This is a genomic window from Enterovibrio paralichthyis (genome assembly GCF_019209835.1).
GTDB classification, from domain to species: Bacteria; Pseudomonadota; Gammaproteobacteria; order Enterobacterales; family Vibrionaceae; genus Enterovibrio; species Enterovibrio paralichthyis.
Genome location: NZ_JAHUTS010000002.1, coordinates 102,391 through 128,681, shown reverse-complemented (window position 1 = coordinate 128,681; position 26,291 = coordinate 102,391). Strand labels below are relative to the sequence as shown.

Here is a 26,291-nt window from a genome sequence, read left to right as displayed (position 1 = left end):
TTAGCTCTAACCCTTAATATTAGTATCCTGGGGTTCTTGTTAAGAACTGCGGTGCCTATTCACCAGACAAAGCCGTCCGAGACAAACTAATGGCGCAGGGCGAGTTCAACATCATTGCTGATTAAAGCGTGCTCAATCCGCCATGTAATAGCCTCATTTAGACATTAATTCCCGTCAAATTTAACGTGATTCGAATCACAAAAACGAAAGGCGTGCTACGTGCGGTTGCTCGCAAATTGTTCGCATCTCAGCCTGAAATAGTCGCTATTTTGGAAACGATAACGCCATAACTTCCTCCTTTAAGGGGCTCATTTTTACTGTTTCTATCATCTGGTATAGTCCAAATATTCTGGTCATTTGTGTTTCCAGTCGGGAAAGAATACTTTCTGGAGATAGAACATACCTTCATTCATTGTCTGGCCTTGTGGATAAGTGTGTGCTCACTTCGTAAGCAAAGCTTCAGGTTTTGGTGTGTCTTTTAGGTTGGTTGCTATTGGTTTTATTGGGTTAAGTACAAGAGTTTCCTGAAGGAAACAAAATTATGGGTGTGGATATGTAGAGTTCGACGGCGAGACGCTATGGTTTTACGTGCCCCAAAAGCGGGTTTTTAGATTGGGTGTGTGGTGTGTGTGAGGAGCCTTTGATTAAGTTTAGGTCGGTTAAGAGATATCACGTGCCTGTGTGTTGTGAGGCTGGAAACGGCTACAAGATGATGAGGGTCTTGTTGTAGAAGATGAACGAGAAATCGTGAGTTTAATCACCCTTGATAGAGCGTAGTGGTGTGAATTCAGTTATAATCGCGCCCAAAATTCCACAGAATCCATTTCCATGAATCAATATTTAGCTATTACCTCCCGCGGTCTCGAAAACCTGCTCGCAGAAGAACTCGTAAAACTGGGCGCAAGCGATGTCAAAGCTGTCAGCGCCGGTGTACGTTTTCGTGCCGACGAGAAAACCCTTTACACGTGCTGTTTATGGAGCCGCACGGCATCGCGTTTCATCCTGGTACTGAGTGAGTTCAACGTACGCGATGATATGGACCTGTATTTGGGCGCGACAGCGATTAACTGGCCTCAGTACTTCAGCGAGAGAAAACGCATTGCAGTTGATTTCAACGGTACCAACCGTGAAATTCGGAACAGCCAGTACGGTGCATTGAAAGTCAAAGACGCCATTGTTGACCGCTTTGTAAAAGCCAACCTGGATCGTCCAAGTATCGACCGTGAGCAACCTGATCTGCGAATCCATATGCGTCTTTCTAAAGAAAAGGGTCTACTGGGGATCGATATGGTGGGTAGCGGTATGCACCAACGTGGCTACCGCACAGAAGCAGGCGCGGCACCACTGCGTGAAACCAACGCTGCGGCACTGGTGCTGAAAAGCGGCTGGACATTTGACAAGCCGCTGCTGGACCCAATGTGTGGTTCGGGTACCTTGCTGATTGAAGCTGCGATGATGGCGGCACAAATCGCGCCTGGCCTGAAGCGTAAGCGCTGGGGCTTTGAATCCCTGAAATCTTTCAACCGCGAAGAGTGGATGGAAGTACACGCAGAAGTGACGGTTAAATCGAAGAAGGGTCCTTCTAAGTGTGAAACCCGTTTCTTCGGCTTCGATAACGATCGCCGTGTGCTGGAAACAGCAAAAGCCAACGCCCGTCGTGCTGGTGTTGCTGACTTGATTCAATTCGAGTTGGGTGATGCTGCTGAATTGACACGTCCTGAAGGCTTTGAGGAAGGCGTTATCATCTGTAACCCTCCATACGGTGAACGTCTTGGCACTACACCTGGCCTGATTGCACTTTATACCCAACTGGGTGTTCAACTGAAAAGCCAGTTTAAAGGCTCAGTAGCATCGATTTACTCCGGTTCAGAAGAATTGCTGAGCTGTATTCGCATGCGTGCAGAAAGCACTTACAAGCTGCGTAATGGTGCGCTTGATTGTGTGATGAAAACTTACCAAATCACTGCCCGTGGTGAGGTGACAACGTCACAAGATGGCGAGCAAACACAACAAGTAGCGGACGTAGCACCTGAATTCTCAAACCGTCTTCGCAAGAACATCAAGAAGCTTGAGAAGTGGGCGAAGCAGCAGGGCGTTGAATGCTACCGTCTCTACGATTCCGATTTGCCAGAGTACAACGCAGCGATTGACCGCTATAACGATCACATTGTGATCCAGGAATACGCGCCACCTAAGTCTGTACCAGAAGAGAAGGCACGTCGTCGTCTGCTGGATATCGTGCGCGCGACTATTGCTGTGACCGGTGTTAATGCCAACAACGTGGTTTTGAAAACCCGTGAAAAGCAAAAAGGTACCAGCCAATACGAGAAACTGGGTGAAGCGAAGCGTTTCATGAAAGTGCGTGAGTACGGCGTGACGCTGGAAGTTAACCTGTACGACTACCTTGATACCGGCTTGTTCCTGGATCACCGCTATACCCGTAAAATGCTGGGTGAAAAAGCGAAAGGGAAAGACTTCCTGAACCTGTTCGCTTACACCGGCACAGCCACTGTTCACGCAGCAGTAGGTGGCGCAAAATCAACAACCACGGTTGATATGTCCAAAACCTACTTGGCTTGGGCCGAGCGCAACATGAAACTAAACGGCAAAATTGGCCGTCAGCATATGTTCGAACAAGGCGACTGCCTGAAGTGGTTGTCCATGGCGAAAGGGCAATATGACCTGATCTTTATCGATCCGCCTACGTTCTCAAACTCTAAGCGTATGTTGGATACATTTGACGTACAGCGCGACCACATCAAGCTGATGACGGATCTTAAGCGTCTGTTGCGTCAGGGTGGCGAGATCGTGTTCTCCAACAACAAGCGCAACTTCAAGATGGATATGGAAGCGTTGGATGCACTGGGTCTGAAAGCACAGAACATCACATCACGCTCAATCCCGATGGATTTTGAGCGTAACAAACATATTCACAACTGCTGGATTATTACTCACAAGGAAGATTAATGGCATTGGTCCTCTACAGCACGGAAGGGTGTCACTTATGTGAAGAGGCAATGGCGCTTTATGAGGCAGCGGAGAAATCCGCTGCCTTGCGCGTTATAGACATTGCGTTCGACGACACACTGTTTGAGCGTTACGGCGTCACTATTCCTGTACTTTCTCTCCAAAACAGCGACAACTCGGTGATTGACGAACTGGGTTGGCCTTTTGATTCCTCAGTATTACAGACATGGTTAGCAAAACATGGCATTGATTAATATCACTAACGCACAACTCGCTTACGGTGACAACCCGCTTCTTGATCACGCTGAATTCGTACTCCAACCGGGGGAGCGTGTGTGTTTGGTTGGCCGTAACGGCGCGGGTAAATCTACCCTGATGAAAGTCATCCACGGTACCGTCCAACTGGATGACGGCAGCATCAACCGTCAACAAGATCTGAAAGTGTCCCGTCTGGAGCAAGATCCGCCGCGTGATGCGGAAGGAACAGTGGTCGACTATGTTGCAGAAGGACTGGCGGAAGTTGGCGCTCAGCTGAAGGAATACCACGAGCTGTTGGCGCTGATTGAACATGATCCGAGTGAGAGAAACATCAATCGTTTGTCCCGCGTTCAGGAACAACTGGAACATTCAGGTGCATGGCGTTTTGAGAACCAACTCACTACTGTACTTGGCGCGTTGAACCTTGACGGTAACAAGAAACTGTCAGAATTGTCAGGTGGCTGGCAACGTAAAGCGGCACTGGCGCGCGCACTGGTGTGTGACCCGGATGTTCTGCTGCTTGACGAACCGACAAACCACCTGGATGTTGCGACCATCATCTGGCTTGAGAATTTCCTGAAAGATTTCAAAGGTGCGATTGTCTTTATCTCGCACGACCGCGCGTTTATCCGCTCTATGGCGACCCGTATTGTCGACCTTGACCGTGGCCAACTGAGTTCATGGCCGGGTGACTACGAAAAGTACCTGGAAGGTAAGGAAGAAATGCTGCGCGTCGAAGCGGAGCAGAATGCTGAATTCGACAAGAAACTTGCCCAGGAAGAGACTTGGATCCGCCAGGGTATCAAAGCTCGTCGCACCCGTAACGAAGGCCGTGTACGCGCATTGAAACAACTGCGCCGTGAACGCGCAGATCGTATCGAAGTGCAAGGCAACGCAAATCTGCAACTGGATGAAGCAGCACGCTCAGGCAAACTGGTCTTCGAGGCCAGTGACATTTCCTACAGCTGGGACGGTAAGAAGATTATCGACAATTTCAGCTTTAACGTGATGCGTGGAGACCGGATTGCACTAATTGGTCCAAACGGTTGTGGTAAAAGTACCTTGCTGAAACTCATGCTGGGTCAAATCCAGCCTGATTCAGGCAAGTTCCACGTCGGCACCAAGCTGGAAGTGGCTTACTTTGACCAGTACCGCGAGAAGCTGGATCCAGAGAAGACTGTTGTCGACAACCTTGCGGAAGGGAAGATGGAAGTCGATGTTGGCGGTCGCAAGCGTCACGTTCTTGGTTACCTGCAAGACTTCCTGTTCCACCCGCGTCGTGCCCGTACACCGGTAAAAGCGCTGTCGGGCGGGGAAAAGAACCGTTTGCTTCTGGCGCGTATTTTCCTTAAGCCATGCAACCTGTTGGTGCTTGATGAGCCAACCAATGACCTGGATATCGAAACGCTGGAACTTTTGGAAGAATTGCTTGCCAATTATCAGGGCACACTTTTGCTTGTCAGCCACGACCGTCAGTTTGTTGATAACACAGTAACAAACAGCTGGGTGTTTGAAGGTGAAGGTGTCATTCATAAGTTTGTTGGTGGTTATCACGATGCGATGCAGCAGCGTGAGAATTACCGTGCAGTGATTGACGCTGAGAAACCGAAGTCTAAAGCGGTTTCTAAGGAAGAAGCGCCTAAAAAACAGGCTAACAGCAATAAGCCAGGCAAAAAACTGTCTTACAAGTTGCAAAGAGAGTTAGAAGCGCTTCCCCAGCTGATTGAAAACTTAGAGAATGAAATTACAAATTTACAGGATTCGGTGAACGATCCTGCGTTCTTCCAGAAAAGCAACGAAGAAACTCAGCCTGTCTTGCAAAGACTGAGCGAGGCGGAAGCTGAATTGGAAACTGCTTTTGAACGCTGGGAAGAACTTGAAGAGATGCAAAAGGAATCGTAATGCAGTTCAATAAATTCAAACTATCTGCTATCGCCTTGGCGGTAGCGGGTATCCCTACAGTGGCGAATGCAGCGCTTTATAGCGTCACCAAGCTTGATGTTGCATCCAATGCTAATTCGGCAGCCGCTACAGCTATTTCGCCTGATGGTTCAAAAGTCGCGGTAGAAGTACTAAGTGGACCTGTTGGGTTGGACTACTCGCAAGAGCTGCCATATATGGTGGACTACGAACACTTCATCAACAGTGTTGATGATCTGATTAGTTACTGTGATAACAACCTGAATTACAACACCTGTGATACCTGGGCAGATGAGCGTTGGTATGGACTGAAAGCGGGTGGTGCGGTCTGTGACAGCAGTGATTATGACGCTGGCCAGTGCCTGGGTGGTTTGAAAAAAGAAGTGGACGCCTGGAATGATGGCTTTACTTCCAACAGCACTGCAACGGTTAACGGTTCATCTGTGAATCCGTTTACTGATACGTACGACATCTCCCCAACAGGGACGCCAGATCCAAATTCCACCAATGTGGTAGTGAATTCCGTAACCGATGGAGGAATTCCCGTCGGTGCTTCAAGTAGCCCGTATTACGATAACAACTCCATTTATGCCCGTGCTTTCCAGCGCCGCGGTTTTTATGGCGACGCAGAGCTGATGCCTGCATCGAGTGCAACCAGTGTTATTCCTGGCATTGGACAAACTAACGCCAAAGGGGTAATTGATGCCGCCGGAAAGACCATTGTCTTCGGTTCTGCATCAGTAGCTGTTATGCACAATTCAACCGACGGAAATAAGGTACCTGAAGGTTCTGGGCTTGGTAGTCTCGGAAGTTGCTCTACGACGTTAGATTATAGTGACCGTGCTTGCCAATATATCCAGTTTGCTAATCAGGCTGCCGTTTGGTTTGCATCGGGTACAAGCAATACGGATGCTGACAATGCAAAAATTATCGCATCATTCCCAAGCGGTACCACTGGGCACACCTACGACTCTGCGCAGGCAAGCGTTAACAGCGCGGCGCTGGTCAGTGGTGCTACAGAGCCAACTATGGTCGGTTTTTCAACTTATGACGACAGTGATTTCTACGCCCGCGCGGTGAAGTTTACACCGACAACAACGGAAGATTTCGCTACCTGTCTGACAGCATTTGAGACTGACGCAAGCAAACGCTGCTGGACCATGTCATTGATCCCTGGCATTGAAATTCGTCAAGATGGCAATATCGTTTATCGATATACCCAAGCGAGCGATATCAATGAAAGCGGGGTAGTTGTCGGTACGGTGAAGAATGCACGCTTGGACAGCGGTTCTTATGCTGAAAACGTGTTTATAAACCAAGGTACCTCAACCCAAATTTTGGGTTCAGGACAAAGCAGCCTGTTCTTCAAAGGCTACAACGCCACAGCTGCAGCCATCAACAACAGCAATGAGCTGGTGGGTAAAGTTGATGTAGAAACCAACCGTGACCGTGAGCGTCGTCAACGTGGCTACATTTACGGACATGGCAGCAACTTCACTGCTGATTTTGACGGTCAGCGTGGCTGGTTGTTGGATGATCTGACAAACGGTGCTGCTGGCGCCAACGAGTTCCGTATTGCAGAAGCATTCGATATTGCAGACAACGGAGATATTGCTGCATCAGCATTCTACTGTGCTGGCGGTTATAGCTCGACTGCACATGATGCACTATGTAATGGTGAAGAAGAGCTGGTGGCAGTGAAGCTGACTCGTCAGTCGGGTGATATTACACCTCGTCCATACGAAGAAAAAAGTATCTCACGTAGCGGCGGTGGGTTAGGCGTTCTGGGCCTTGGATTGCTGGCATTTGCGGGTTTCTGGCGCCGTAAAAAGTAAACCTTATTTCTGGCTCGTCCTCACAGTTTTTTGTCGGATGAGCCAGTTGATGCTTGATTATTTATTGACCATGCGTGACTCTTAATATGTGAGTTTCATAAAAGATCAACTTGAATGAAACGTCACTGCAAGATACATCCATCAAAGGATACGAGGGCGATATATATGAAAAGACAGAAGCGAGATCGTTTAGAGCGAGCACAGGCGAAAGGCTTTCAAGCTGGTGTAAACGGTCGATCCTCTGAAACATGTCCCTATCAAGCCACGGATGCGCGAAGCCAATGGCTAGGTGGCTGGCGCGATGGCCGAGATACCAAAGCATCATCGATGAAGTAACTTGAACCCACAATCTTAACCACTACAAGCCCCGAATCGGGGCTTTTGCTATTCTAGATAATGCACTATAACTTTAAAGTGCGTAACGAATGACAAGTATTGGGGACAGTGGAAGCGGTCAGCTAAGTCAGCGCAGCAAAAGGGAAGGATGTGTCGCTTGTATGTAGGCAAAAAAAAGCCGCTCGAAAGCGGCTTTATCAATGTTAGGCGTGTCGAACTTGCTCTTAGAAAGAAGAAGTATCCTGGAACAAACCTACTTTCAGATCTTTAGCGACGTAAATTTCTTTACCGTCTACCAGTACGCGGCCATCAGCAAGGCCCATAACCAGTTTGCGGTTGATAACGCGCTTCATCTGGATTTCATAAGTCACTTTCTTTGCCGTTGGCAGGATTTGGCCGGTGAATTTCACTTCACCTACGCCCAGGGCGCGGCCTTTGCCTTCGCCACCTGACCAACCCAGGAAGAAACCAACCAGTTGCCACATTGCATCCAGACCCAAACAACCAGGCATTACCGGGTCGCCAGGGAAGTGACAATCAAAGAACCATAGGTCAGGAGTGATATCCAATTCTGCGACGATGAAACCTTTCCCAAAATCACCACCTTCATCCGTGATGTTAGAAATGCGATCCATCATAAGCATGTTCGGTGCTGGTAGTTGAGGACGACCTGGGCCAAATAGCTCTCCTTGGCTTGAAGCCAGAAGGTCGTCTCTGTCGTAAGATTGGCGTTTCATTAGCATTATACTGCTCCTGCGAAAAGATAGGAGCAGATTAGCGTACACGTGTAAGCCAAACAACTCGGATCAGTTGTGGTTTAACCAGTTTTTCAGCCTGTTAATTAACGATGTGTGACGGTGTTCACCATGATGGAAGGTGTCGATACGCTGGGCGATTTTATCCAGCAAGGTTTCTGTTTCAGTTTCTTCATCGCCACTGAATGGTAGCCCAGTGATTAACGGGAAAGCCTCTTCTACGTGCTCTACTGCCCAAATATGGAAGTTGCCATCTCGGATAGCGTCCGTCACATCTTTGTTCAGACAAAGTGCATTCAGGTTGGTCTTTGGCAGGATCACACCCTGTGAGCCGGTCAGGCCGCGATGCTCACAGATATTATAGAAACCTTCGATTTTCTCGTTGATGCCGCCCACAGCTTGTACACGGCCGAACTGGTCAACAGCGCCGGTGATTGCGATACTTTGGTTGATTGGCTGTAGGGAAAGGGCGCTGACAAATGCACACAGCTCCGCCAGAGAAGCACTGTCACCGTCTACCTCACAGTAAGACTGCTCAAATACGATAGAGGCGGAGTAAGGAAGTGGCTCATCCAAGTCCAACGCTGCGCTGACAAACGCCTGCATGATCATCATGCCTTTCGCATGGATGTTGCCGCCCAGCTCTGCTTTGCGTTCAACGTCAGCAATGTCGCCATCACCGAAGTGAACCACACAAGAAATACGCGCAGGCTCGCCGTATGCCATAGGATGCCCAGGCATTTCGATGACGGTTAAGCCGTTAACCTGACCGATGTGCTCGCCACGGGTATCAATAAAGACCTGGCCTTTGTGGATATCATCTACAGCGCGCAGAGGCAGGTAGGACTCGCGGAAGTATTTTGCTTCAATCGCTTTTTCTACATCATCCGCCGTGATGATGTCGGCGTCGGATTGATAATCAGATTCACGCAGCAGTGTTTGTATCCACAAAGGGCATAAAGGCAAACGTTCTTGATCTTCGGTATAGCGGGCGCCCGCTTGAAGTACACGTTTTGCTGCTGATGCATCGAGCGGTTTCAGGCCGTGAGCAGTCTGGTAGCCTTTGAGGACAGCAAGGTAGGTATCTATGTTTTCATCCGTCAGGTACATGTCCTGTTCGAACTCGGTATAGCTTGCCAAACTATGCAGTTCAGGTTCACCGTTTTCAAAATCCGACATTAACGCGCGATCACCGACGACAATCACCCGCAGCGTAATGTCAGAAGGCTCTGGCAACTCACAATAAACATCCGGTTTAGCGCTTCGCCATGGCAACTTGGAGGTAGAGAGGAGGGATTTTAACCTGCTCCATATGTGCGGTTGGGAAAGGATGCATCCCAAAGAGAGAAGAAGTACACCGCCATTGGCTTGATGAACCAATCCGTTTACTGAGCGTGACGTTGTCACGTCATTTGAATTCGGATACACTGCGCCAAACAATTGAACCTCATCGACATTTTCTGCAACGACGATAGGGCAGTCAGGATTGTCCTGCACGTTTTTGACCATATTTTCCAGTAATTTGAAATAGTCATAAACGTCAGGCGCCGTGACCAGAAGAAGGCGCGGAAAATGGTCTTCATGAACGAGGCGCTGGATGCTATCCGTCAGTCTTGTTTGCAAAGCACAGGGAGAGGTCGCTTCAATATCAGCGTAATTGAGAATGTGCTGCTCAACGTGAGCAAACTGAGGAACAACGGATTGCCAGGATACTTCTTGCATACGTCTGGTTATCTACCTTTTAGGTGTATTAATTACCGCAGAGTATAAATGAATACGGCCTGGCAAAGTAGCGAAGTTGAGCCTCTGTTGACGGTAAGGAAACGGCAGGGACATTTCGTGCGGTCAGTTAACCGAATTGCGATCACCAAATCGAAAAAAACAAAGGGATATAGCGGCTCCAGTTTGCTTAAAAACTAATCTACTGTTACGCTGTCACTGTATCTTTCTTTTTCTTTTGCTCTCAACAAAAAACAAATCGAATTATGAAATATCAACAACTTGAAAACCTTGAGGCCGGATGGAAATGGCACTATCTGGTCAAGAAACACAAAGAAGGCGCCAACGTCACACGTCATATTGATAGAAGTGAAGTTGATGCGGCTGTGAACGCTTTGTTAGCGCTGGAGCACGAGCCTACAAAAGTGATTGAGTGGATTTCTGAGCACATGTCAGAAGAGCTCGATAACAAGCTCAAACAGGCAATTCGCGCCAAGCGAAAGCGTCACTTTAATGCAGAACAAGAACACACTCGCAAGAAATCGATAGATTTGGACTTCCGAGTGTGGGAAAAACTCTCTATAAAAGCACAAGAGCTTGATGCAACGCTGTCAGATACCATTGAGTATTTGATCGGCGAAGCAAACCGCTCGCAGAATGCCAACAAAAAAGTTGATGCACTCAAAAAGGATCTCAGTAGTTTGCTTGATATGTAAGGTGACAGCATGGAGCTCTTTCTGGCAGCAAGTTTTATTGCCTTGTTTGTATTTATCGCCATCGACCGCCCAATTTTGCTCATCAAATTTAAAGATGGTCAGATAGTGAAAAAGAAAGGGAAGATCCCTCAGGGATTCCTCCATGATTGCACCGAGATAAGCAAAAGAACGCCATTCAGCGGTACCGTCAAGGTTTACCGTAATCGCTTTAAGCCAGCCAAGCTGGTGTTATCTCGCGATATCGACCACAAAGTGCAACAGCGCATCCGTAACGTATTTCCGCACAAATCCTTCAAATGAAGATGAACAGCTCATCAGCAAAGCCCCTGGTGTTTCGGTTAACCCGAGGGGCTGATCTAAAGCAATCCATACTCACTGCAATCCAAAATAACGACATTAAAGCTGGTTGTGTTGCATCTGTAGTAGGTTGCGTTTCAAAGCTCGTCATTCGGCTGGCAGACGGTAATTCAACGCTCTCTCGGGAAGAAGATTTCGAGATAATTTCTGTATCTGGCACGCTCACTCCAGAACATGCCCATCTGCATATCTCCGTCGCTGATGCACAAGGTGCAATGTTAGGCGGCCACCTTTGCGATGGAACCATTGTCAGTCACACGGCGGAAGTCTGTCTTTTGGTTTTCGACAGCTACGAATTTTCCCGCGAGCCAGACCCTGACACCGGGTATACCGAACTGGTTATACGGCAGAGATGAAAACGGACGCTAAAAAGCGTCCGTTCATTTTTACTGCCTTTCCTTTTAATGCTTTAACGAAGCAGCTTCTTTGATAGTAACGCTAGGTATATAGGCTGGTGGATCGATAACACGTGTCGCCAGAACTTGGTCATCACAGACTATTTCAGCTTGGACAGGATCAAGCGCCCGCTCAATATTGACGTTAAACTGATTCATCGAGTCTTTGGAAAGACGTCTACTGCTAAGCGCATAGCTGATGACGCCGGCTTCGGTTGTCTCTACATTCAGCTGGCAGCGGTCATCGCCATTGTCTGGCTCAAACACCATGCCGTATGCACCGTGTGTTGCCGGGTAAATATAACTGGTCAGCTTGTTTTCAGGATCGTAGAACCCAAGCAAGGTAGTAGTAGCAACACCTACTTTTTGCGGGATCCTCGCCACATCCTGAACTGCAGGCTCTTCATCCAAACTTACCCAGCTTTCACCATCAGAACGGAAGAGAAGCGCTTTACCCCCATCTAAACGCAGTGATGAGCCATTGATATGAAGATTGGAGTAGAAAGTTGCTTGGTGGTTGATTTTAATCAGCTTACCTGCGTTCTCCTCGTTCGCTTCAGGAACATAGATATCCCTTGTCCAACTGCCATCGTAGAAGTTGATCAAGACAACGTCAGAGGCATCAAGCAGCGAAGAGAGCCCATCTTCACTCACTTGATAAGGCGAAGCATTCAATGTCACCCGTGAAGGGGAAACCATCAGCGTCCAAGGCTCCATCTTGCCGCTTGTAGCATTCCACTTGGAGTAACCCGTTGGCGAAGACGAATCAAACACCGCTTTGTTTTCCAGAAAACGCTGGATAGTCGCGGCACTGTAAGGTGTATGGAGCGTGTATTGATTGAACGCGCTGTTATAAGGGGAACCGCCCGCCATGGCATCTCTATTGAACGCATAGCCGTTAAAAGGACTCTGACAGACGTCATCCAGGCACGTATCCTCATAGGACTGATTCCGCCCAAAGTTAGGCAACCAAAAGTTGTTGTCTGCATCCCATCCCCAGGTAGAGTTGATTTGATCGGCCTGACGATGCACAGAGCCATCGAACCCTTTTGGATAATGCCCCAATCCATAGTTGTGGCCCAGCTCATGGCTAAACTAATTGCCGGTACTGTTCATGAGCGTAACAATGCCACCGCCACCTGAAAGACCGTGAACAACCACGCCGTTCTCATAGCGTCCAATCGTATTGTGCGCAGTAATTTGCGCTGCGGCATAGGGATGGTTCTTCTCACCCGGTGCTGTTGAGTGGATACCATAGTTAGCGTTATTGATCCCGAGCGAAAATAGTTGCTTGCCTATAGCCTGTCGCATGCTTCCCTGATGCACGGTTCCTGTGTCCTGCGCATAATCAGTAAGAAAAGTGCCATCTGGCATCATGATTTCTGTCAGGTAAAGCGGCGTGAATTCATTCACGATCAATTTGGAAACCGGAATTGTCTGAAAGTACTGTCGAACCAGTTCAGGGTTCTTCTGCATTTCAAACTGCCCACGGTTCGGGGTAAGCATGCCGACGTCGATAGTGTTAAGCAGCAATTCAGTCGGCGCACCAATCTCAACATCCTTCAACACGCTGTATTTGCCATTTGTGGCGAAATAGATACGCATTCCGGGCTTAACTAAGGCGGCAGGGATTTTTCTCGACCAGAACTCGCCATAACCTATGTTGCCAATTTTTGCGTCGTTTTCGCTGGCCCATTGCCCATTTTCAAAGCGGAACACCAGCGTTGTACCGCGTTGCAGTGGCTCGCTGCGTTCGCCATATTTGATGGTGGAGTTGTAGCCTGCGTTTGAGTGAAACACCAAGGTTCGGCCTTCCAGAGACTTATTGACAGGCAAATTGAAAGTTCTTATCCAGCGACTGTCGCCGGTTTCAATCTTCACTCTGGGGTTTTTCTGCAACAGAGAGAGAAACTGCGAAGCATCCTCAAGATCATTTAAAGCCGCCTGGTCGTAGACTGTCGCATCGAATTCCGTGGGTGCCACAAAATCGTTGATATCGAGGTCAGCGCCGTATTCGCTACCGGCAATTTTTGGCAAAGAGGCTGGTGGGAACATGGCAAATTGTTTGATGATTTTATTGTTCTCATCAGCAACAGCCATAAACACCCGTTCTGCAGTATCACGATCTGATTCGGATAGCTTCATCATTACCAGCGTATCGCGCTCAGCAGTAAGGTGGGGCTGTACATCCCCATCAATATGCTGTTTGGCAGGGATGATGGAGTGCTGCGCAAACATGACATAGCCCTCGAGAGAGCCTTTCAGGTCATTGTAAAAGTTATTGTTGAAGTAGGCTTTGTCGGGTGACGTCACTTCCAAAGCCAGTGGGGCACTGCTGGATACCATCGCCAGGACGATCCCCATCGCCAGGCGACGATGTTTAAACAAACGCATTTCCATGTAATAAGTTTCCTGAAACTAATCGCGTAAGAGAGGCGACATAGTATGGAAATCCTGACAAAGCCGGTGTCTTTAAATTGAGATAGTGATGTTAAATCCACCAGAACCCGATAGGGAGTGCACATCCAACATATTGCTTCATAGAAAGGTTATATATTTCCAACCAAACACTCTCAATGTCTGATTAATTGACTAATTAATCACTTTGATTGGAAAAATCTCGGGGAAATAAAATGGGTTTTGCATGAGATGACGGATAATGTGCATATCATGGCTGGTGGCTATCACTCTTTAATGCACTATAACTTAAGATTGGTGGTGCCATAATTCATCATAATTTGCCTTATTTGAACATTTTCATTCCCCGTCATAGACACATTGATTTGCTCTACTGGCCTTAACGCTTATTAAAGGAAAGGCCAGTCAAATGGGGACATTCAACGTGGTGAGGAAAGCTGTTAAGTGCGGCAGTGTTGTCATTGCATTTATCTTAAATTTGCTTCCATTAGGCGCGAGTGCGCAAGAGAGCGGTTTGTTTATTCAGGAGGTTGAGCGGCGGGGACAAAACACCTGGCTTGCAGCGCCGCAGCTATCAACTTCCGTACAAATGAAAGTGACCGGGCTGATAACCCGCGCAAAAGTGGAGCAGCGGTTTACAAATCCCAGTGATGATTGGGTCGATGTGCGCTACCTGTTTCCTTTGCCGGAGGATGCTGCAGTTGATCACCTTCGAATTTATGTCGGCGAGCGGATAATTGAAGGAGAAATCCAGCCCAAAGCAAAAGCGCGTGAACAGTTCAACCAGGCTGCAACGGAAGGCAAGAAAGCCTCCCTGGTTGAACAACACCGCGCCAATCTGTTTTCTACCCAATTGGCCAATGTAGCTCCGGGCGAGACCATTCGTGTGCTTATTGAGTATCAGGATACAGTGAGGTATGAAAACAGCCATTTCAGCTTGCGTTTTCCGACAACATTTACCCAGCGATACATCCCGGGCCCGCCAGAATCTGAACTGATTACGCAGGCAGATTCTGAGTCAGCTTCCGACACGCCGTTAACCAGGCTTCATAACGGCTGGGCGATACCGACTGAAACCGTGCCGGATGCCACTGAAATTACCGGTGAGTACCGCGATCCGTTGCTCGACGATCCCATTGATTTCACGCTGGAAGTGGATTTGAATGCGGGGCTTCCGATTGAAAACATCCAAAGTGCCGCAGCAGAAATCAATGTTGAAGCGCTTTCCAGTGGCCGTTACATTGTCACGCTCAGTGAAGCAAACATTGCCAATCAGGACTTCGTATTAACCTGGGAGCCTCAAGCATCAGCCACCCCCTCGGCGGCACTGTTTGTGGACGAAAAAGAAGGCCAGCGCTTTGGTTTACTGATGGCCATGCCGCCCAACAGCAAAAACACAGAAATCATCCCGCAAAACATCACCTTTATTCTCGACGTTTCAGGGTCAATGTATGGCGACTCAATTGCGCAGGCGAAAGAAGCGCTTCGGTTTGGGTTACAGCAATTGCGCCCAGAGAGCTATTTCAACCTGATCATCTTTAACGACAGCGCCAAGAAACTCTCAACAGCACCGATCGCTGCAAGTAGAGAAAACATCGCGAAGGTGACCCGTTTTATCCAGAAGCTGGAAGCGGATGGCGGCACTGAAATGGCATCCGCGATATCAAAGGCATTCCATTCAGCGCCATTGGAAGGGTACTTAAACCAGATCGTGTTTATCACAGACGGTGCGGTCGGCAATGAAGAAGCGCTGTTTAACCAGATCCAACATGGGTTGGGCTCCCGCAGGTTGTTTACCGTCGGCATTGGCTCTGCGCCCAACGCCTATTTTATGAAGCGCGCCGCCATTGCAGGCAAAGGCACATTTACCTTTGTTGGAAACACCAATCAGGTCACATCCGGCTTAAAACCCCTGTTTGAGGCCATTGCGAAGCCTGTGATGCGAGACATTCAGGTGCAATGGAAAGATGGCTCCAGCGTCGATGCCTGGCCAGACCCAATCGCCGATCTCTACCAGAACCTACCGCTTCAAATCGCATTTAAAATCCCTGAAGGTCAAAACTCTCTCGTGGTGAGAGGCACACAGAATGCTGAATCCTGGCAGCAGCAGATAGATTTGCAAAGCGTGACCCCAGCAAAGGCATCAGGGATTGATGTGATTTGGGCACGTAAAAAGATAGAGAGCTTAGAGCTAAATACGCAGATTGATGCTGATGATAAAGAAGCGCAGATCACGGCGCTTGGACTGGCGCATCATCTTGTCACCAAACATACGTCGCTGATTGCCGTCGACAAAACGCAAAGCCGTCCTGATGATGCAGAAACAACGCCTGCTTTAATTCTTCCACATGCGCCTAAAAACAACCTGATAATGCTGCAAAGCGGGTTGGGTAGCCACCTGGATATCTTGTTCGGTGCATTGATAACAGCCATAAGTTTGATCGGATTCTGCCTGCTCAAGCCCAAAGGTGACCAAATCTGGCGCTCGCGCATCTAACCACTCAGGGAGTCTATATATGCAAATAGCGAAACGGATAGGGATGCTGCTGTTTATCGTCGGTATCGCGAGCGGAGGCGCCATGATAGGAAAGGGGATCTACATAAAAACCAAGGCATTGGTTGCACAAGTGCTCATTGAGCGGGCGTGGGATAAGCAAAAAATGAGTCAGGACAAATTGGCTCCCTGGCCGTGGGCGGATACCTATCCTGCAGCAAAGCTAATCTTCGGTGAAAACAGACCACTTTGGGTGCTCTCCGGTGCCAATGCGAGAAACCTGGCATTTGGACCTACGCTGCAAATGAACACCGCAGAGCCGGGCAGAAGGGGAAATGTGGTGATATTCGGCCACAACGACACCCATTTTTCCGGCCTGCAGTCGGCCAAGAAAGGCGATATTATGGCGTTGGAAACACGGTCAGGAACCAATATCAGCTACAAAGTCACAGCGATAAACGTAGTTCATGAGTCTGACACTAAATGGATTGAAAACAGTGGAGAAGATCGACTGACATTGGTCACTTGTTATCCATCGAATGTGATCAATTCCAATCAACGCCTTGTGGTAATCGCGACCCCAGTTATTCAAGGGGAAGACCAGGTAGGGGAATTATCTTCCGTTGTTAGTATTCGTTCGGGTTGGATGTAATGAATATAACGCACTATAACTTATGAGGTGTGTGCTTTTAAATAATCTCACTAATTTCCTTTAGCGAACAGATAATTAGACTGGTGAATCAGAGGTTGTTTGAGTCATGTGCTACGTAAAAAAAGAGCGCCCTGAGGCGCGCAAAGAGTAGTGATGTACCTAAACCATAGTACGTCAAACATGGGCCACAATATTAGAAACAGGTTGTTCGAGTCATATTGGTTTTTACTGCAACTCAACCGCTTTGGTGTTTAAAAGAGTTTGACGATGAGCACTGAATCAATAGTGATACAGCTTAAGATGAGTCGCATTTTTTCATGCGGTTTTACAACAGTTCTTTCAAAAACATACGCACAGCAGAATGATGTAGGGATAGACAGGCAACTGGTATTTTAAGTCGTATGGAAACCCAATTAATTGTCCTTGATGGCCCAATCGCTTCAGGAAAAACCTCTATCGCCGAGACACTGCAGAAAAAACTTCTTCCTCAACAATGGCTCTATTTCTCCGAAGATACCCTGATCAACACCCAACCTTTACCGGTAAGAAAGAAAACGCGCGCCCACAAAGAGAGCCTGTTTTTAAGCTCGATTGCCTGTGTCAAAGCCCTGATTGAAGCCGGGCACTTTGTCATTTTCGAATCTGCAATTTCAAAATCTCAGAACGCGCTGAAAATGGAACTGGCATTTGAAGGCGTAGAACGTTTCTATGTTGGCTTGCACTGCGAACTCAACGAACTGGAAAAACGTATCTTTGATCGCGGGGATAAAACCGTAGAGGAAGCCAGACACGACTTCGGAATGTGTCCGTATCATCTGAACTATGATCTAGAACTCGATAGCACGACAACTTCTGTGAGTGAACTGGCAACAATCATTGCGGCAACTTTGAATGAAGCGACGGCCAAGGCATAAAGGCACTACAACTTCATAAAAAAGTACCAACTCAACGTGGAAAGCAAAGAAACTCTCAACAAACTCCAGCGAAAAATCGAAATGGGATTACCCAAACACATTCTGGTGTATGGTGTAATCCTCTGGGGCATTCCTACCGCACTGTTTTACGCCGCCATCACACCATTTTTCACCGGTCAAAGCTTTATGTCCTCACTGTCATTTTCAATCTGGGTGTTTCCGGTTGGTGGCATTTTCTACGGCCTCTTTTCCTGGTTGAAAACCAAACGTCAGATCGAAATGCTGAAAACAAAGTAGGGGGCTGATATGCAGTTTATCTTCCTAGCCGACAAAGCGGACTTTAAACCCCAGGTAGCCCAGTGGTTTCTCGACCAATGGGGACACCTTTCCAACGCAACACTTGAACGCAATGAAACCAAGCTCAGCGAATACCTGAATAAAGACAAAATACCGCTGATGATTCTAGCGATGGAAAACAATACCGTGATGGGTTGTGCGTATCTCTGTTTTCATGAAATGAGCATCTATCAGGACAAAGAGCACTGGGTGGGCGGCGTTTATGTTGAACCGCTGTACCGCGGAAAAATGCTGGCGTCAAAAATGGTATTGGAGCTTGAACGCATTGCGAAACACTTCGGTGTTGAAGCCTTGCACCTGCAAACAGAAGATCTTTCTGGAGGCCTCTACGCAAAGCTCGGCTTTGAAGAGCTGGAACAGGTTAATTACCGGGGCGTAGACGTATCTGTACGACGAAAAATCCTTCGCTAATCGCACCTGAAAATTGTGATATATCACTCCAATATTTCGTTTGGCTTCGTGAGAATCCGCCGCTAAATCCTTCCTTTCAATCGCACCGATAACACATGAATTTCCTGGGAATTCATGTGCGTATAAAAATGCCTCGTCACTTAAAATGAGGATTTGAAAATGCAAGGAAAGTGGGCTTTAGCAGCAGCGATTGGGCTAGCATTAGCAGGCTGTGGCGGCGGTGGTGGCGATGATGAAGGCTCCAAGCCTATTGGTGGTTCTGGCGCAAAATACGATGGTATTTACGTCGAACCCAATTACCTGGGGATGATGCTGGTTGATACAGGAAGAACGTCTCAGCCGGTCATCATTGCGGATTTTAGTACCAGCGTTGTTATGGTCGCGGATACCGCAAAGCTATCGAACAAGAAACTGACCACAACCGGACTCACGTTGGCGGATGGCAGTTCAGGTAGTTTGGTTTACAGTCCAGCAATGCAATCAAATATCACCTTTGGCAACAACTCTGCCAAAGCAAGCATTGACCTGGCGGGAGAGGTGTACAGTTTCGATCTGACCAAAGCGCCCGACTCACTGGCTGTCGAAGCCGTTTCCGGTTCGCACCTCAACTACAATGATGGCGCGGAATGGATCATCAATGAAGACGGCACGTTCACTGTGAATGGAACGTGTACGGTTTCAGGAACCTTCGAACGTAAAGACGAATACTTCAATGTGACCGAAGCAACTGCCGTGTCCTGCGGGAGTGATGACTTTGAAGGGAAGTACACCTACGGCGTGATCGTCACATTGAGCAATCAAGGTTCAGACTATGTCGCGGGCGTTATTGGCCGTAAAGGCAACCTGTTGTGGGGCAGCGCAGAACTGTCTAACTAATTCAGACAATTACCGTTTCGAAAAAGTGAAAGGCGCTCAGAAAAGAGCGCCTTTTTGATTTTTATGCGTTCGCTGTGTTCAAAGGTTTGCGTTTATTGGCGATGTTCCGCAACGCCTTCAATGCAGGTTTTTCAAGTAAATAGTAAGTCAGTGACGACACTGCAACCATCAACACACCATAACCAATAAGCGCTGCAACCAGATACCCGGTACCTGTTTGTTGATACCAAAGCGCCAGCGTATTTGGCATAAACTGATGCATCACTTCAACGCCAACCAACAAAATCACCGCATGCCATAGATAAACAGAATAAGAAATATCGCCCAGAAAACGGGTAAACCGGTTATCAAAGATCGCCAGGAACAAGGACTTTCGCGCTTCCTGATTTGCACCAAACAAAACCAGAATTGCAAACAACAGATAAACCAGCATGCTCATTCGTACGTCTGACCCTAGATGCAGCAAGTAAACAATGGCCCCGACCACAGAGAACATCACCACATCATTGTTCGCCAATCGCTTCACCCAGTTTGGCAGTTGGATCAGGCAAAGCCACATGCCAAAGGAGAATCCACATAAAGCGCGGAATAGGGCGTTCAACCCGCTCGTGAGATCAACGGTACCAAACTGGTTTGCCATGCTGAAAAACACCACCACCATTAACAGTGGTAACCACATTCCGCGCTTAGCATTCGCTCCCAATAAAGCGACTATCATCGGAAACAGCATATAACTCAGCCATTCCACACTTAATGACCAGCCCGGGAAGTTCCAAGAAAGCGAGCTGTGGGTAGAGATACCTTGAACCAGAAAGAGATTTGGCAAAAGGGCACCCAGATGATTGAATGGCCCTTCAAACGCCGACGCACCATTCAGACCCCAGCTTCCCAACAAGGGACCACCATAAAAGTACAAAGTATTTAAGTACTTGTAGCTTTCCCAAAGTACCAGCACCAATAAGGTAGTCAGAAACAGCGGATAAATTCGGCTGAAGCGCAGCCACATAAAGCCACGCCATTTCGCAAACGTCACCTCAGATTGAAAGCTCTCCCTGTAGACATGCATCATCACGTATCCACTTAAAATGAAGAAGAGATCAACCCAGATAAAGCCAACTTCGAGAAACTGCGTGCTCTCGGCAATCCCTGCTTTCCATTGCGGAAACAGGACTAAACGGGCATGAAAATACGAAACGATCAAAGCTGCAAAACCCCGAATCGAGGTCAGCATAGGGAGTTCCTGACGCATAAACCAATTCCTTGTTGTTATGAGCAAAAAGCATTTATTTCACAGCGAGAAATAAATTATCAGCGTTCGCAGTAATGCCTCAATTTGCATATGGGATATTGTGAAGGATCTTTCTAACAGCGATGAGAATGACGCAGGGCGCTGACGGGTAAACGTGATAGCAACCAGAAGACAAGCCACGCGGAGACACTGCGCCCAAAAAGTGATAAGCGTATGGGATCCTCAAATAATGCTGTATTTATATACAGCATTATTTGCTAGAGTCTTCATTACTCAGTCAGACCAACAGAAATTGAAGGAAGTTGAACATGGCACATACAGAAACAAGCTGTCTTTGCGGGCAGGTAAAAATCACGGCCGAAGAAATTAATCCCAAGTTTACCGTCTGCCATTGTCAGTCATGCCGCACCTGGGGCGGCGCACCATACTTTGCCGTCAAATGCGGTACCAAGGTTCGCATTGAGGGCGAAGAACACATCAAGATGTATGAATCTTCAACCTGGGCATCCCGCGGTTTCTGCTCTGAATGTGGTACGCACTTGTTCTACAAGTTCAAAGCAACCGGCGAGTACAACATGTCGTTGGGCTTATTCTCCGACTTGCCAGAGCTGGAAATGGAAATGCAATACTTCAGCGATGTCCGCCCAAGTTATTACTGCTTCACCAACGAAACCCAGGAAATGACAACGGCAGAAATCATGGCGTATTTTGGGAAGGAAAGCTGAAGGTTTTAGAGATTGTGAGACGGGAGATCCGAGGCTGGAGACAAGAGACGGTAGAAAGGGCGCTGATATGGATTGCGCCCGGTTCTCGGATCTGCGGCATCTTAATTGATGAGCTAGACGGTAAGGACTTTAAACTTAGTTTCGGGATAGGCGAAAACTCATGCAATTGAATAGCAGCACAGTTGGAATTTTGTCTTTATAACAGACAGATAATATATAATTCGCACGATTAATAAGGGCGCTTTTTAGGCGTCTTTTTGTTCAGTTATTTATCATATACGGCGGTACTCGCGATGCGTGCTGCCTTAGTGAAAAACTATGATGATGTTTAAAAGTGATGGTTCTCGTGCGATTCCTACCAAATTCACTCCCGCGTCATCCACAACAAAATGAGAAGTTATTTTATGAAGTGCTTAGAGAAATTAGATATGAATCGGTTTATTCAATGGTGTAAACAGCCAGCAAGCAAGGGAATGAAAATTGTTTGTTTTCTTAACCTAGCGGTGGTTTTCTTGCTCGCTCTAACACACAGTTAATAAAGCAAATCCAATGTGTGTAATTTTAAAGTCTCATCATGGCGAAGGTTACCTGGACAACAAGCTTCAAAAAATCATCGCAGGAGCGACAAGTTCGACGAAGACTCTGACATTAGCTGAAAGTTGAACATGACATCTCTAATGGGCTCAGATATGACATTACTAAAAAGTTCTAACAGTCTCAGTGCGTATTATGTATAGGGAGTTAAATAAAAATCAGGAAGAAAAGGAGGATTCTAAGGCCTTGATAACACGGGGGTTTTTCTGTTTTTCTGCGATGATGTTTAGCACCACATTTTGATCATCTAACTGAAGTAAATCAGCCATCTGAAATAGGACGTCCCATTCTGGGATTGTTTTATTTAAACGCCAACTAGAGACCGTAGCACGGCTAACACCAAATTTCTTGGCTAATGCATAGTCGGAAGGGATGTCGTGCGCGGTTTTGACCTTATCCATTAAGTCAGTTACGTAGCTCATTCCAAATCCCTAAGTTCGCGTGAATTGTTAAATTCTAGACCGACATAATGTGCAATTCCATAGTCAGACCCTCCATTGACGTCTAATACCTCCATGACATTAAATAATTTGTGACGCTAATTGCATGGGGATGCAGACAATGAGAACACGGAAGTACACGCCAATTTATCACCAACCCTGCCCAGATATGGCCGGTTGTGTGGATTTCGACCCCGCCAAAACCCAACGTTCTATGCAGTGGGTGCAGGATTTGAAAGCACGCCTAAAAGACAAAATGGAACGCGACGAAAAGACCGCGCTTGAAGCCGCCCGCGCTCGCCGTTTTGCGCGTGTTGGGGGTGTGCTATGAACACCTATAACCGAAAAAGCATGAAAGTTTGGGCACAAAATGTCTTAGCCTCAAACCCGTTGATTATCGACACAGAAACCACCGGATTAACGGAGCGTGATGAAATTTGCGAAATTGCCGCGATTGATAGCAATGGCGCAGTGTTTCTTAATACGCTGATAAAACCTATCGACGCGATACCCGTCGAGGTAATCGACATTCACGGAATCACAAATGAAGCCGTGGCAGATGCGCCAACTTGGGAGCAGCTACACGCAGACATTCAAGAATTGATCTCTGGCCGATTGTTGGCTGTTTACAACGCCGATTTTGATTTACGCATGATGGAGCAATCCGCCTTGTTTTCCGGGCGCGTGTTTCCAATGCCGCTAACCGTGTCTTGTGTGATGAAAGCCTATGCCCGATATGTTGGTGAGTGGTGTGAACGCCGCAAAAACTACCGTTGGCATAAGCTGACCGCCGCTGCCGAGCAAATGGGTGTGACAATTGATGGTATGCCACACCGAGCTTTGTTTGATTGTCTGCTCACTTTGGGATTACTTCGCAAAATGGCGGGCTACGATGACTAAATCCCCAAGCGTAAAAACAGACGGGGCGAAAGCCCCTGATGTTTTGACCCAACACCAAATCCAGTTTATTGCAGGGGGTGTCCTTTCCGGCGACCTCTTGCGGCAACGATTAGATGACCCAGTTAGCGGCAGCACCAGCGCCGCTTTTTTTTCGCATCAAGAAGATTTCCTGAAGCGCGAAGCCCATCGCCACAAATACCTACGCGCATTGCCCGAGGCCGATGCCGACGCCGTGCGTCTGGCCGAAGCCAGCCACCTGACCCAAGCCCGCGAAGCGGCAGCCCGAAGGGCTGAGACAGATAGTCTCGTCAATGGCCGCAAAAGTCCGACACAGCAAAAACGGACTGAAAATCAGGCGCGTGTGCTGTCTCTTTTGAGCCGTAGTATCCAATCTGACCAACGGACTGCTGACACCCCGTTTGATGAATGCGCCCGTTACGATGCCGCACAGCAAGGAAAACCGGTGGCACTGGTCGAGGGCTATGCCACGCCGCGCGAAAAAGGCGAAAAATACCTACGCACCGGCGGTGCGGTCGCGGCACTTTGCCACCGTGCGTGGAACAACCAGACCAAAATCCAGATTGTCGCGCAGACTGTCAGCCAAGCCGCACCGGCACCCCAGACCGGCACCCGTTCTTCAGAAGCACTGACGCCACGCGCGGTCAAAAACGTGATTGAGGCGGGCGCCTACACCGCGACCGTGGAAGCCCACGGCCTGCGCACCTTTGCAACGTTTACCTTTTCCGACGACCACCGCCGCCGCGTGTTGTCCGGTCACTTGGACGTCGAAGCCCCTTACACAAAAGTCGCCTGGTCACCGCTGGGCTATGTGCCGGTGGCCGACATTATGGGGGCGTTTTCGCCGGTCGCGTTCAAAAAGAACATGGCCAATCCCATTCAACATATCGCCGGTGCATTCAGCACACTGCCGGAGGTGGCCGACTACGCGGGCGCGTTTTGCTGGATTGACGACAAACCGCGCCATTACCGCAAAGCAGGCTTGACCACGACGCCGACCGTCATCAATGAAAACGGCGAAATCGCCGGTGCCTTCTGCCCGTTAGACCGTGCACCCTACGTGGTAAACGCAGACGGCGAGATTGCAGGGGATTACTGCCCGACAGAACGCCGTCCGGCGCGCCTTTGGGAAGTGGAGCGCATCACCAAAACCACCATTGGCAAGGAAATGTCACGCACCCTTGATGCCCTCAAAAAGATGTTTGAGCGCGGCTGGGAATACACCAACGATAACGGCGACAAAATCAAGGTGCCCGCAACGGACGGCGAATTCCGTTACATCTGGGTGGCGGAAAGTCCCGCCAACGAGGCCGGAGAGCCTAACCCGCACGCGCACCTGTTAACCAATATCGCGGTTGAGCGCGAACACTTCTCGGCGTTTTGCCAGCGGGTTGAGCGCATCTGGGGCAATGGGTTTGCCCACTTTGAGCGCATCCGCAACAAACACGCCGCATCAAGCTACATCATCAAGGCTGTGGGCTATGCCGCCAAGGGCGACAACGGCACGCAAGGCTGGATAGAGGGCAACCGCTACGGCATCAGCCGAAGTGCACGCGCCCCGAAATGGGAAGTATTGGCCACCTTTGAAGCCGAGCGCATGAGTGCCGTAATTGGCGAATGCCGTCGCCGTCTGGATAAGTGGAAAGCCCCGAAAAAGCAGGAAATAGACCGCCAGCGCTTTATCCAGAACCAAGCCAAGAAACTGATCGCGATTGAGAACAACCGCGCCGCACCGGACGCCGAGAAAATCGCCCGCCAGACTGCCCGCATCAGGGCGGCCGAAGCCGCGATGCAAGCCGAACGAGCCGCCATGCTGGCACGGGGTGTGCGGGTTGGCGGCGACGGGCGCTTTTGTATCGAGTTCGACAATGATGCCGATTTCTCGCGCTCACTGGCCTTTCTAGGTTGGGCGCATGGCGCGCGGGGCTGGTCGTTTGAACCGCGCGAAGCCGGACACGACATCTTTCTCGCTTTACGCGATGACGCTGCCACACGCTGGCAGGCACAACGGCAAGATTTTGAAGCCCGTCAGGAATACTGGCGGGTGTTGTTGGCAGCCGCGCCGCCCCAAGAGCCGGACTATTTGGAACAACAACTGAGTGCCGATGATAACTGGCACTACTTAACGGGAGAGTTTAGGGATGAGTGAAGGGATGCAGCAACTACACGCGATCACCGAGCAGGTGGAAAACGAAGCCAAGCAACTGCAAAACGTGCCGATGTTCGGCAGCAAGATTGCCACGCCCATTCGTCTGTTGGTGGTGTGGATGAAAGGCGTTAACGCCCAAATGACCCAGATGCAAAAGCAGTTGGAGGGGCAGCAATAATGCGCATTTTGACCGCACTGTTACCGACGGCGATTTTTTGCAGGGGGCGTGCGTTTGGCGCTGAACATGTGTGCGTGCTGGACGGCACGACCTTGAGTGATGACGAACTCCAGCGTTTGGATTTTACGGTCATTACCCGTGAACAGGCCAACGACATGCTCGACCAGGGGGCGGCGCTGATTGTGGGTGCCGGTCACCACGGATTTAGCCGCATTGAACTGGAAAAAGGAAAAGACGATGAGCCTACCGAAACGCAATACCACTAATCCGGCACTCGGCGTGCTGCGCTGCGGCTGTGGCGATGTCAAAACCGTGCACATGGCCAAGGGCAACCGCAAAGGGGCGCTGTATACCATCTGTGACCAGTGCGGCACCGACCAACGCAACGGTGCGCCGGTGCAGGCCAAATGGGCAACACATTTCGAGAGCGTGGAAGCGCTGGAAGCCCACGAAGCCGAAGGGGTAGCCGTGGAAGCCGCGCCCGCTGTGGTCTCTGCGCCGGTCATTGAACCCGAGCCGAAGCCGGAACCGGTCGCTTTGGCCACGCCTAAAGCCGTTCCACCGCCAGCCGCTGACGACACCCCGTCCAGCGTTTGGCCAATTCTTCGCGGCATCCTGTTGGGTGCCGTCTTTGGCGGGCTTGCCGCCCGTTTTTAAT

25 protein-coding genes and 1 pseudogene are annotated in these 26,291 nt (G+C 48.9%); 21 read left to right on the top strand and 5 right to left on the bottom strand.

Translation table 11 applies throughout. From position 1 onward, the window contains the following. Positions 1-828 precede the first annotated feature (828 nt). The 5 genes from rlmKL to rmf all read left to right on the top strand — a co-directional run bounded on the left by rlmKL (position 829) and on the right by rmf (position 7,316). Positions 829-2,967 (top strand): bifunctional 23S rRNA (guanine(2069)-N(7))-methyltransferase RlmK/23S rRNA (guanine(2445)-N(2))-methyltransferase RlmL, encoded by a 2,139-nt coding sequence (gene rlmKL / locus KU854_RS02960; RefSeq protein ID WP_218356993.1) that lies wholly within the window; start codon positions 829-831, stop codon positions 2,965-2,967. Then, on the top strand, positions 2,967-3,221 hold the full coding sequence (locus KU854_RS02955; protein WP_054780558.1) for a glutaredoxin family protein: 255 nt from the start codon (positions 2,967-2,969) through the stop codon (positions 3,219-3,221). The genes rlmKL and KU854_RS02955 overlap by 1 nt, the downstream gene beginning before the upstream one ends. Continuing rightward, on the top strand, positions 3,208-5,127 hold the full coding sequence (gene uup, locus KU854_RS02950) for an ATP-binding cassette ATPase Uup (protein WP_218356992.1): 1,920 nt from the start codon (positions 3,208-3,210) through the stop codon (positions 5,125-5,127). Before KU854_RS02955 ends, uup begins: the two co-directional genes overlap by 14 nt. Next, positions 5,127-6,980 carry a DUF3466 family protein gene (locus tag KU854_RS02945; protein ID WP_218356991.1) on the top strand — a complete coding sequence of 618 codons (1,854 nt, stop codon included), beginning with the start codon at positions 5,127-5,129 and terminating at the stop codon, positions 6,978-6,980. Before uup ends, KU854_RS02945 begins: the two co-directional genes overlap by 1 nt. Before the next feature lie 165 nt (positions 6,981-7,145). Continuing rightward, on the top strand, positions 7,146-7,316 hold the full coding sequence (rmf, locus tag KU854_RS02940; protein WP_218356990.1) for a ribosome modulation factor: 171 nt from the start codon (positions 7,146-7,148) through the stop codon (positions 7,314-7,316). Between the two features lie 224 nt (positions 7,317-7,540). Here the strand turns inward: rmf and fabA are convergent, their stop codons facing one another. After that, the gene (gene fabA, locus KU854_RS02935; RefSeq protein ID WP_218356989.1) at positions 7,541-8,059 is read right to left on the bottom strand and encodes a bifunctional 3-hydroxydecanoyl-ACP dehydratase/trans-2-decenoyl-ACP isomerase; all 519 of its coding nucleotides are present in this window, start codon (positions 8,057-8,059) and stop codon (positions 7,541-7,543) included. Between the two features lie 63 nt (positions 8,060-8,122). After that, positions 8,123-9,793: an AAA family ATPase gene (locus KU854_RS02930; protein ID WP_218356988.1), complete on the bottom strand. Its 1,671-nt coding sequence runs from the start codon at positions 9,791-9,793 to the stop codon at positions 8,123-8,125. 263 nt (positions 9,794-10,056) lie between these two features. Between KU854_RS02930 and matP the strand changes: the two genes are divergently transcribed. Genes matP through KU854_RS02915 form a run of 3 tightly spaced genes read left to right on the top strand, consistent with a single transcriptional unit; the run spans position 10,057 to position 11,219 of the window. Further along, positions 10,057-10,506 (top strand): macrodomain Ter protein MatP, encoded by a 450-nt coding sequence (gene matP, locus KU854_RS02925; RefSeq protein ID WP_218356987.1) that lies wholly within the window; start codon positions 10,057-10,059, stop codon positions 10,504-10,506. A gap of 9 nt (positions 10,507-10,515) precedes the next feature. Continuing rightward, positions 10,516-10,806, top strand: a complete 291-nt coding sequence (locus KU854_RS02920; RefSeq protein WP_054780556.1) for a DUF3634 family protein — start codon at positions 10,516-10,518, stop codon at positions 10,804-10,806. Continuing rightward, positions 10,803-11,219 carry a PPC domain-containing DNA-binding protein gene (locus KU854_RS02915; protein WP_255555374.1) on the top strand — a complete coding sequence of 139 codons (417 nt, stop codon included), beginning with the start codon at positions 10,803-10,805 and terminating at the stop codon, positions 11,217-11,219. The genes KU854_RS02920 and KU854_RS02915 overlap by 4 nt, the downstream gene beginning before the upstream one ends. Before the next feature lie 45 nt (positions 11,220-11,264). Here the strand turns inward: KU854_RS02915 and KU854_RS25125 are convergent. Then, a pseudogene (locus tag KU854_RS25125) lies at positions 11,265-13,313 on the bottom strand (M66 family metalloprotease). A gap of 877 nt (positions 13,314-14,190) precedes the next feature. Between KU854_RS25125 and KU854_RS02900 the strand changes: the two are divergent. The 6 genes from KU854_RS02900 (at position 14,191) to KU854_RS02875 (ending at position 19,380) form a co-directional block, all read left to right on the top strand. Then, positions 14,191-16,173 (top strand): marine proteobacterial sortase target protein, encoded by a 1,983-nt coding sequence (locus KU854_RS02900; RefSeq protein WP_255555373.1) that lies wholly within the window; start codon positions 14,191-14,193, stop codon positions 16,171-16,173. A 19-nt stretch (positions 16,174-16,192) separates the two neighbouring features. Beyond that, on the top strand, positions 16,193-16,822 hold the full coding sequence (locus KU854_RS02895) for a class GN sortase (protein WP_218356983.1): 630 nt from the start codon (positions 16,193-16,195) through the stop codon (positions 16,820-16,822). A 401-nt stretch (positions 16,823-17,223) separates the two neighbouring features. Beyond that, positions 17,224-17,736: a phosphotransferase-like protein gene (locus KU854_RS02890; protein WP_218356982.1), complete on the top strand. Its 513-nt coding sequence runs from the start codon at positions 17,224-17,226 to the stop codon at positions 17,734-17,736. Between the two features lie 36 nt (positions 17,737-17,772). Further along, entirely contained in the window at positions 17,773-18,033 is a 261-nt protein-coding gene (locus KU854_RS02885) for a hypothetical protein (protein ID WP_218356981.1), read from the top strand. Between the two features lie 9 nt (positions 18,034-18,042). Further along, positions 18,043-18,504 carry a GNAT family N-acetyltransferase gene (locus KU854_RS02880; RefSeq protein WP_218356980.1) on the top strand — a complete coding sequence of 154 codons (462 nt, stop codon included), beginning with the start codon at positions 18,043-18,045 and terminating at the stop codon, positions 18,502-18,504. A gap of 159 nt (positions 18,505-18,663) precedes the next feature. Beyond that, on the top strand, positions 18,664-19,380 hold the full coding sequence (locus KU854_RS02875; protein WP_218356979.1) for a hypothetical protein: 717 nt from the start codon (positions 18,664-18,666) through the stop codon (positions 19,378-19,380). A gap of 61 nt (positions 19,381-19,441) precedes the next feature. On the opposite strand, the gene KU854_RS02870 is transcribed toward KU854_RS02875, so the two are convergent. Then, positions 19,442-20,629, bottom strand: coding sequence for an acyltransferase family protein (locus tag KU854_RS02870; protein WP_218356978.1), 1,188 nt, complete (start codon positions 20,627-20,629; stop codon positions 19,442-19,444). A gap of 308 nt (positions 20,630-20,937) precedes the next feature. Here KU854_RS02870 and KU854_RS02865 point away from each other — a divergent pair, with 308 nt between their 5' ends. Beyond that, on the top strand, positions 20,938-21,354 hold the full coding sequence (locus KU854_RS02865; protein WP_218356977.1) for a GFA family protein: 417 nt from the start codon (positions 20,938-20,940) through the stop codon (positions 21,352-21,354). 752 nt (positions 21,355-22,106) lie between these two features. Here KU854_RS02865 and KU854_RS02860 read toward each other — a convergent pair. Then, positions 22,107-22,370: a helix-turn-helix domain-containing protein gene (locus KU854_RS02860; protein ID WP_054780545.1), complete on the bottom strand. Its 264-nt coding sequence runs from the start codon at positions 22,368-22,370 to the stop codon at positions 22,107-22,109. A 139-nt stretch (positions 22,371-22,509) separates the two neighbouring features. Here KU854_RS02860 and KU854_RS02855 point away from each other — a divergent pair, with 139 nt between their 5' ends. Genes KU854_RS02855 through KU854_RS02830 form a run of 6 tightly spaced genes read left to right on the top strand, consistent with a single transcriptional unit; the run spans position 22,510 to position 26,290 of the window. After that, on the top strand, positions 22,510-22,719 hold the full coding sequence (locus KU854_RS02855) for a hypothetical protein (protein WP_218356976.1): 210 nt from the start codon (positions 22,510-22,512) through the stop codon (positions 22,717-22,719). Continuing rightward, a complete protein-coding gene (locus KU854_RS02850; protein ID WP_218356975.1) occupies positions 22,716-23,288 on the top strand; it encodes a 3'-5' exonuclease in 573 nt (190 codons plus the stop codon). The genes KU854_RS02855 and KU854_RS02850 overlap by 4 nt, the downstream gene beginning before the upstream one ends. Beyond that, positions 23,281-25,455 carry a hypothetical protein gene (locus KU854_RS02845; RefSeq protein WP_218356974.1) on the top strand — a complete coding sequence of 725 codons (2,175 nt, stop codon included), beginning with the start codon at positions 23,281-23,283 and terminating at the stop codon, positions 25,453-25,455. Before KU854_RS02850 ends, KU854_RS02845 begins: the two co-directional genes overlap by 8 nt. 4 nt (positions 25,456-25,459) lie before the next feature. Continuing rightward, positions 25,460-25,633: a hypothetical protein gene (locus KU854_RS02840; protein ID WP_218356973.1), complete on the top strand. Its 174-nt coding sequence runs from the start codon at positions 25,460-25,462 to the stop codon at positions 25,631-25,633. Further along, positions 25,633-25,899, top strand: a complete 267-nt coding sequence (locus KU854_RS02835; RefSeq protein ID WP_218356972.1) for a hypothetical protein — start codon at positions 25,633-25,635, stop codon at positions 25,897-25,899. Before KU854_RS02840 ends, KU854_RS02835 begins: the two co-directional genes overlap by 1 nt. Next, a complete protein-coding gene (locus tag KU854_RS02830; RefSeq protein WP_218356971.1) occupies positions 25,871-26,290 on the top strand; it encodes a hypothetical protein in 420 nt (139 codons plus the stop codon). Before KU854_RS02835 ends, KU854_RS02830 begins: the two co-directional genes overlap by 29 nt. The last annotated feature ends 1 nt before the right edge of the window (position 26,291 follow it).

Excerpts from the sequence above, each read along its gene's own strand:
- rlmKL (WP_218356993.1), top strand. The coding sequence starts at position 829 with ATGAATCAATATTTAGCTATTACCTCCCGCGGTCTCGAAAACCTGCTC.
- KU854_RS02955 (WP_054780558.1), top strand. The coding sequence starts at position 2,967 with ATGGCATTGGTCCTCTACAGCACGGAAGGGTGTCACTTATGTGAAGAG.
- uup (WP_218356992.1), top strand. The coding sequence starts at position 3,208 with ATGGCATTGATTAATATCACTAACGCACAACTCGCTTACGGTGACAAC.
- KU854_RS02945 (WP_218356991.1), top strand. The coding sequence starts at position 5,127 with ATGCAGTTCAATAAATTCAAACTATCTGCTATCGCCTTGGCGGTAGCG.
- rmf (WP_218356990.1), top strand. The coding sequence starts at position 7,146 with ATGAAAAGACAGAAGCGAGATCGTTTAGAGCGAGCACAGGCGAAAGGC.
- fabA (WP_218356989.1), bottom strand. The coding sequence starts at position 8,059 with ATGCTAATGAAACGCCAATCTTACGACAGAGACGACCTTCTGGCTTCA.
- KU854_RS02930 (WP_218356988.1), bottom strand. The coding sequence starts at position 9,793 with ATGCAAGAAGTATCCTGGCAATCCGTTGTTCCTCAGTTTGCTCACGTT.
- matP (WP_218356987.1), top strand. The coding sequence starts at position 10,057 with ATGAAATATCAACAACTTGAAAACCTTGAGGCCGGATGGAAATGGCAC.
- KU854_RS02920 (WP_054780556.1), top strand. The coding sequence starts at position 10,516 with ATGGAGCTCTTTCTGGCAGCAAGTTTTATTGCCTTGTTTGTATTTATC.
- KU854_RS02915 (WP_255555374.1), top strand. The coding sequence starts at position 10,803 with ATGAAGATGAACAGCTCATCAGCAAAGCCCCTGGTGTTTCGGTTAACC.
- KU854_RS02895 (WP_218356983.1), top strand. The coding sequence starts at position 16,193 with ATGCAAATAGCGAAACGGATAGGGATGCTGCTGTTTATCGTCGGTATC.
- KU854_RS02890 (WP_218356982.1), top strand. The coding sequence starts at position 17,224 with ATGGAAACCCAATTAATTGTCCTTGATGGCCCAATCGCTTCAGGAAAA.
- KU854_RS02880 (WP_218356980.1), top strand. The coding sequence starts at position 18,043 with ATGCAGTTTATCTTCCTAGCCGACAAAGCGGACTTTAAACCCCAGGTA.
- KU854_RS02875 (WP_218356979.1), top strand. The coding sequence starts at position 18,664 with ATGCAAGGAAAGTGGGCTTTAGCAGCAGCGATTGGGCTAGCATTAGCA.
- KU854_RS02870 (WP_218356978.1), bottom strand. The coding sequence starts at position 20,629 with ATGCGTCAGGAACTCCCTATGCTGACCTCGATTCGGGGTTTTGCAGCT.
- KU854_RS02865 (WP_218356977.1), top strand. The coding sequence starts at position 20,938 with ATGGCACATACAGAAACAAGCTGTCTTTGCGGGCAGGTAAAAATCACG.
- KU854_RS02860 (WP_054780545.1), bottom strand. The coding sequence starts at position 22,370 with ATGAGCTACGTAACTGACTTAATGGATAAGGTCAAAACCGCGCACGAC.
- KU854_RS02855 (WP_218356976.1), top strand. The coding sequence starts at position 22,510 with ATGAGAACACGGAAGTACACGCCAATTTATCACCAACCCTGCCCAGAT.
- KU854_RS02850 (WP_218356975.1), top strand. The coding sequence starts at position 22,716 with ATGAACACCTATAACCGAAAAAGCATGAAAGTTTGGGCACAAAATGTC.
- KU854_RS02845 (WP_218356974.1), top strand. The coding sequence starts at position 23,281 with ATGACTAAATCCCCAAGCGTAAAAACAGACGGGGCGAAAGCCCCTGAT.
- KU854_RS02840 (WP_218356973.1), top strand. The coding sequence starts at position 25,460 with ATGCAGCAACTACACGCGATCACCGAGCAGGTGGAAAACGAAGCCAAG.
- KU854_RS02835 (WP_218356972.1), top strand. The coding sequence starts at position 25,633 with ATGCGCATTTTGACCGCACTGTTACCGACGGCGATTTTTTGCAGGGGG.
- KU854_RS02830 (WP_218356971.1), top strand. The coding sequence starts at position 25,871 with ATGAGCCTACCGAAACGCAATACCACTAATCCGGCACTCGGCGTGCTG.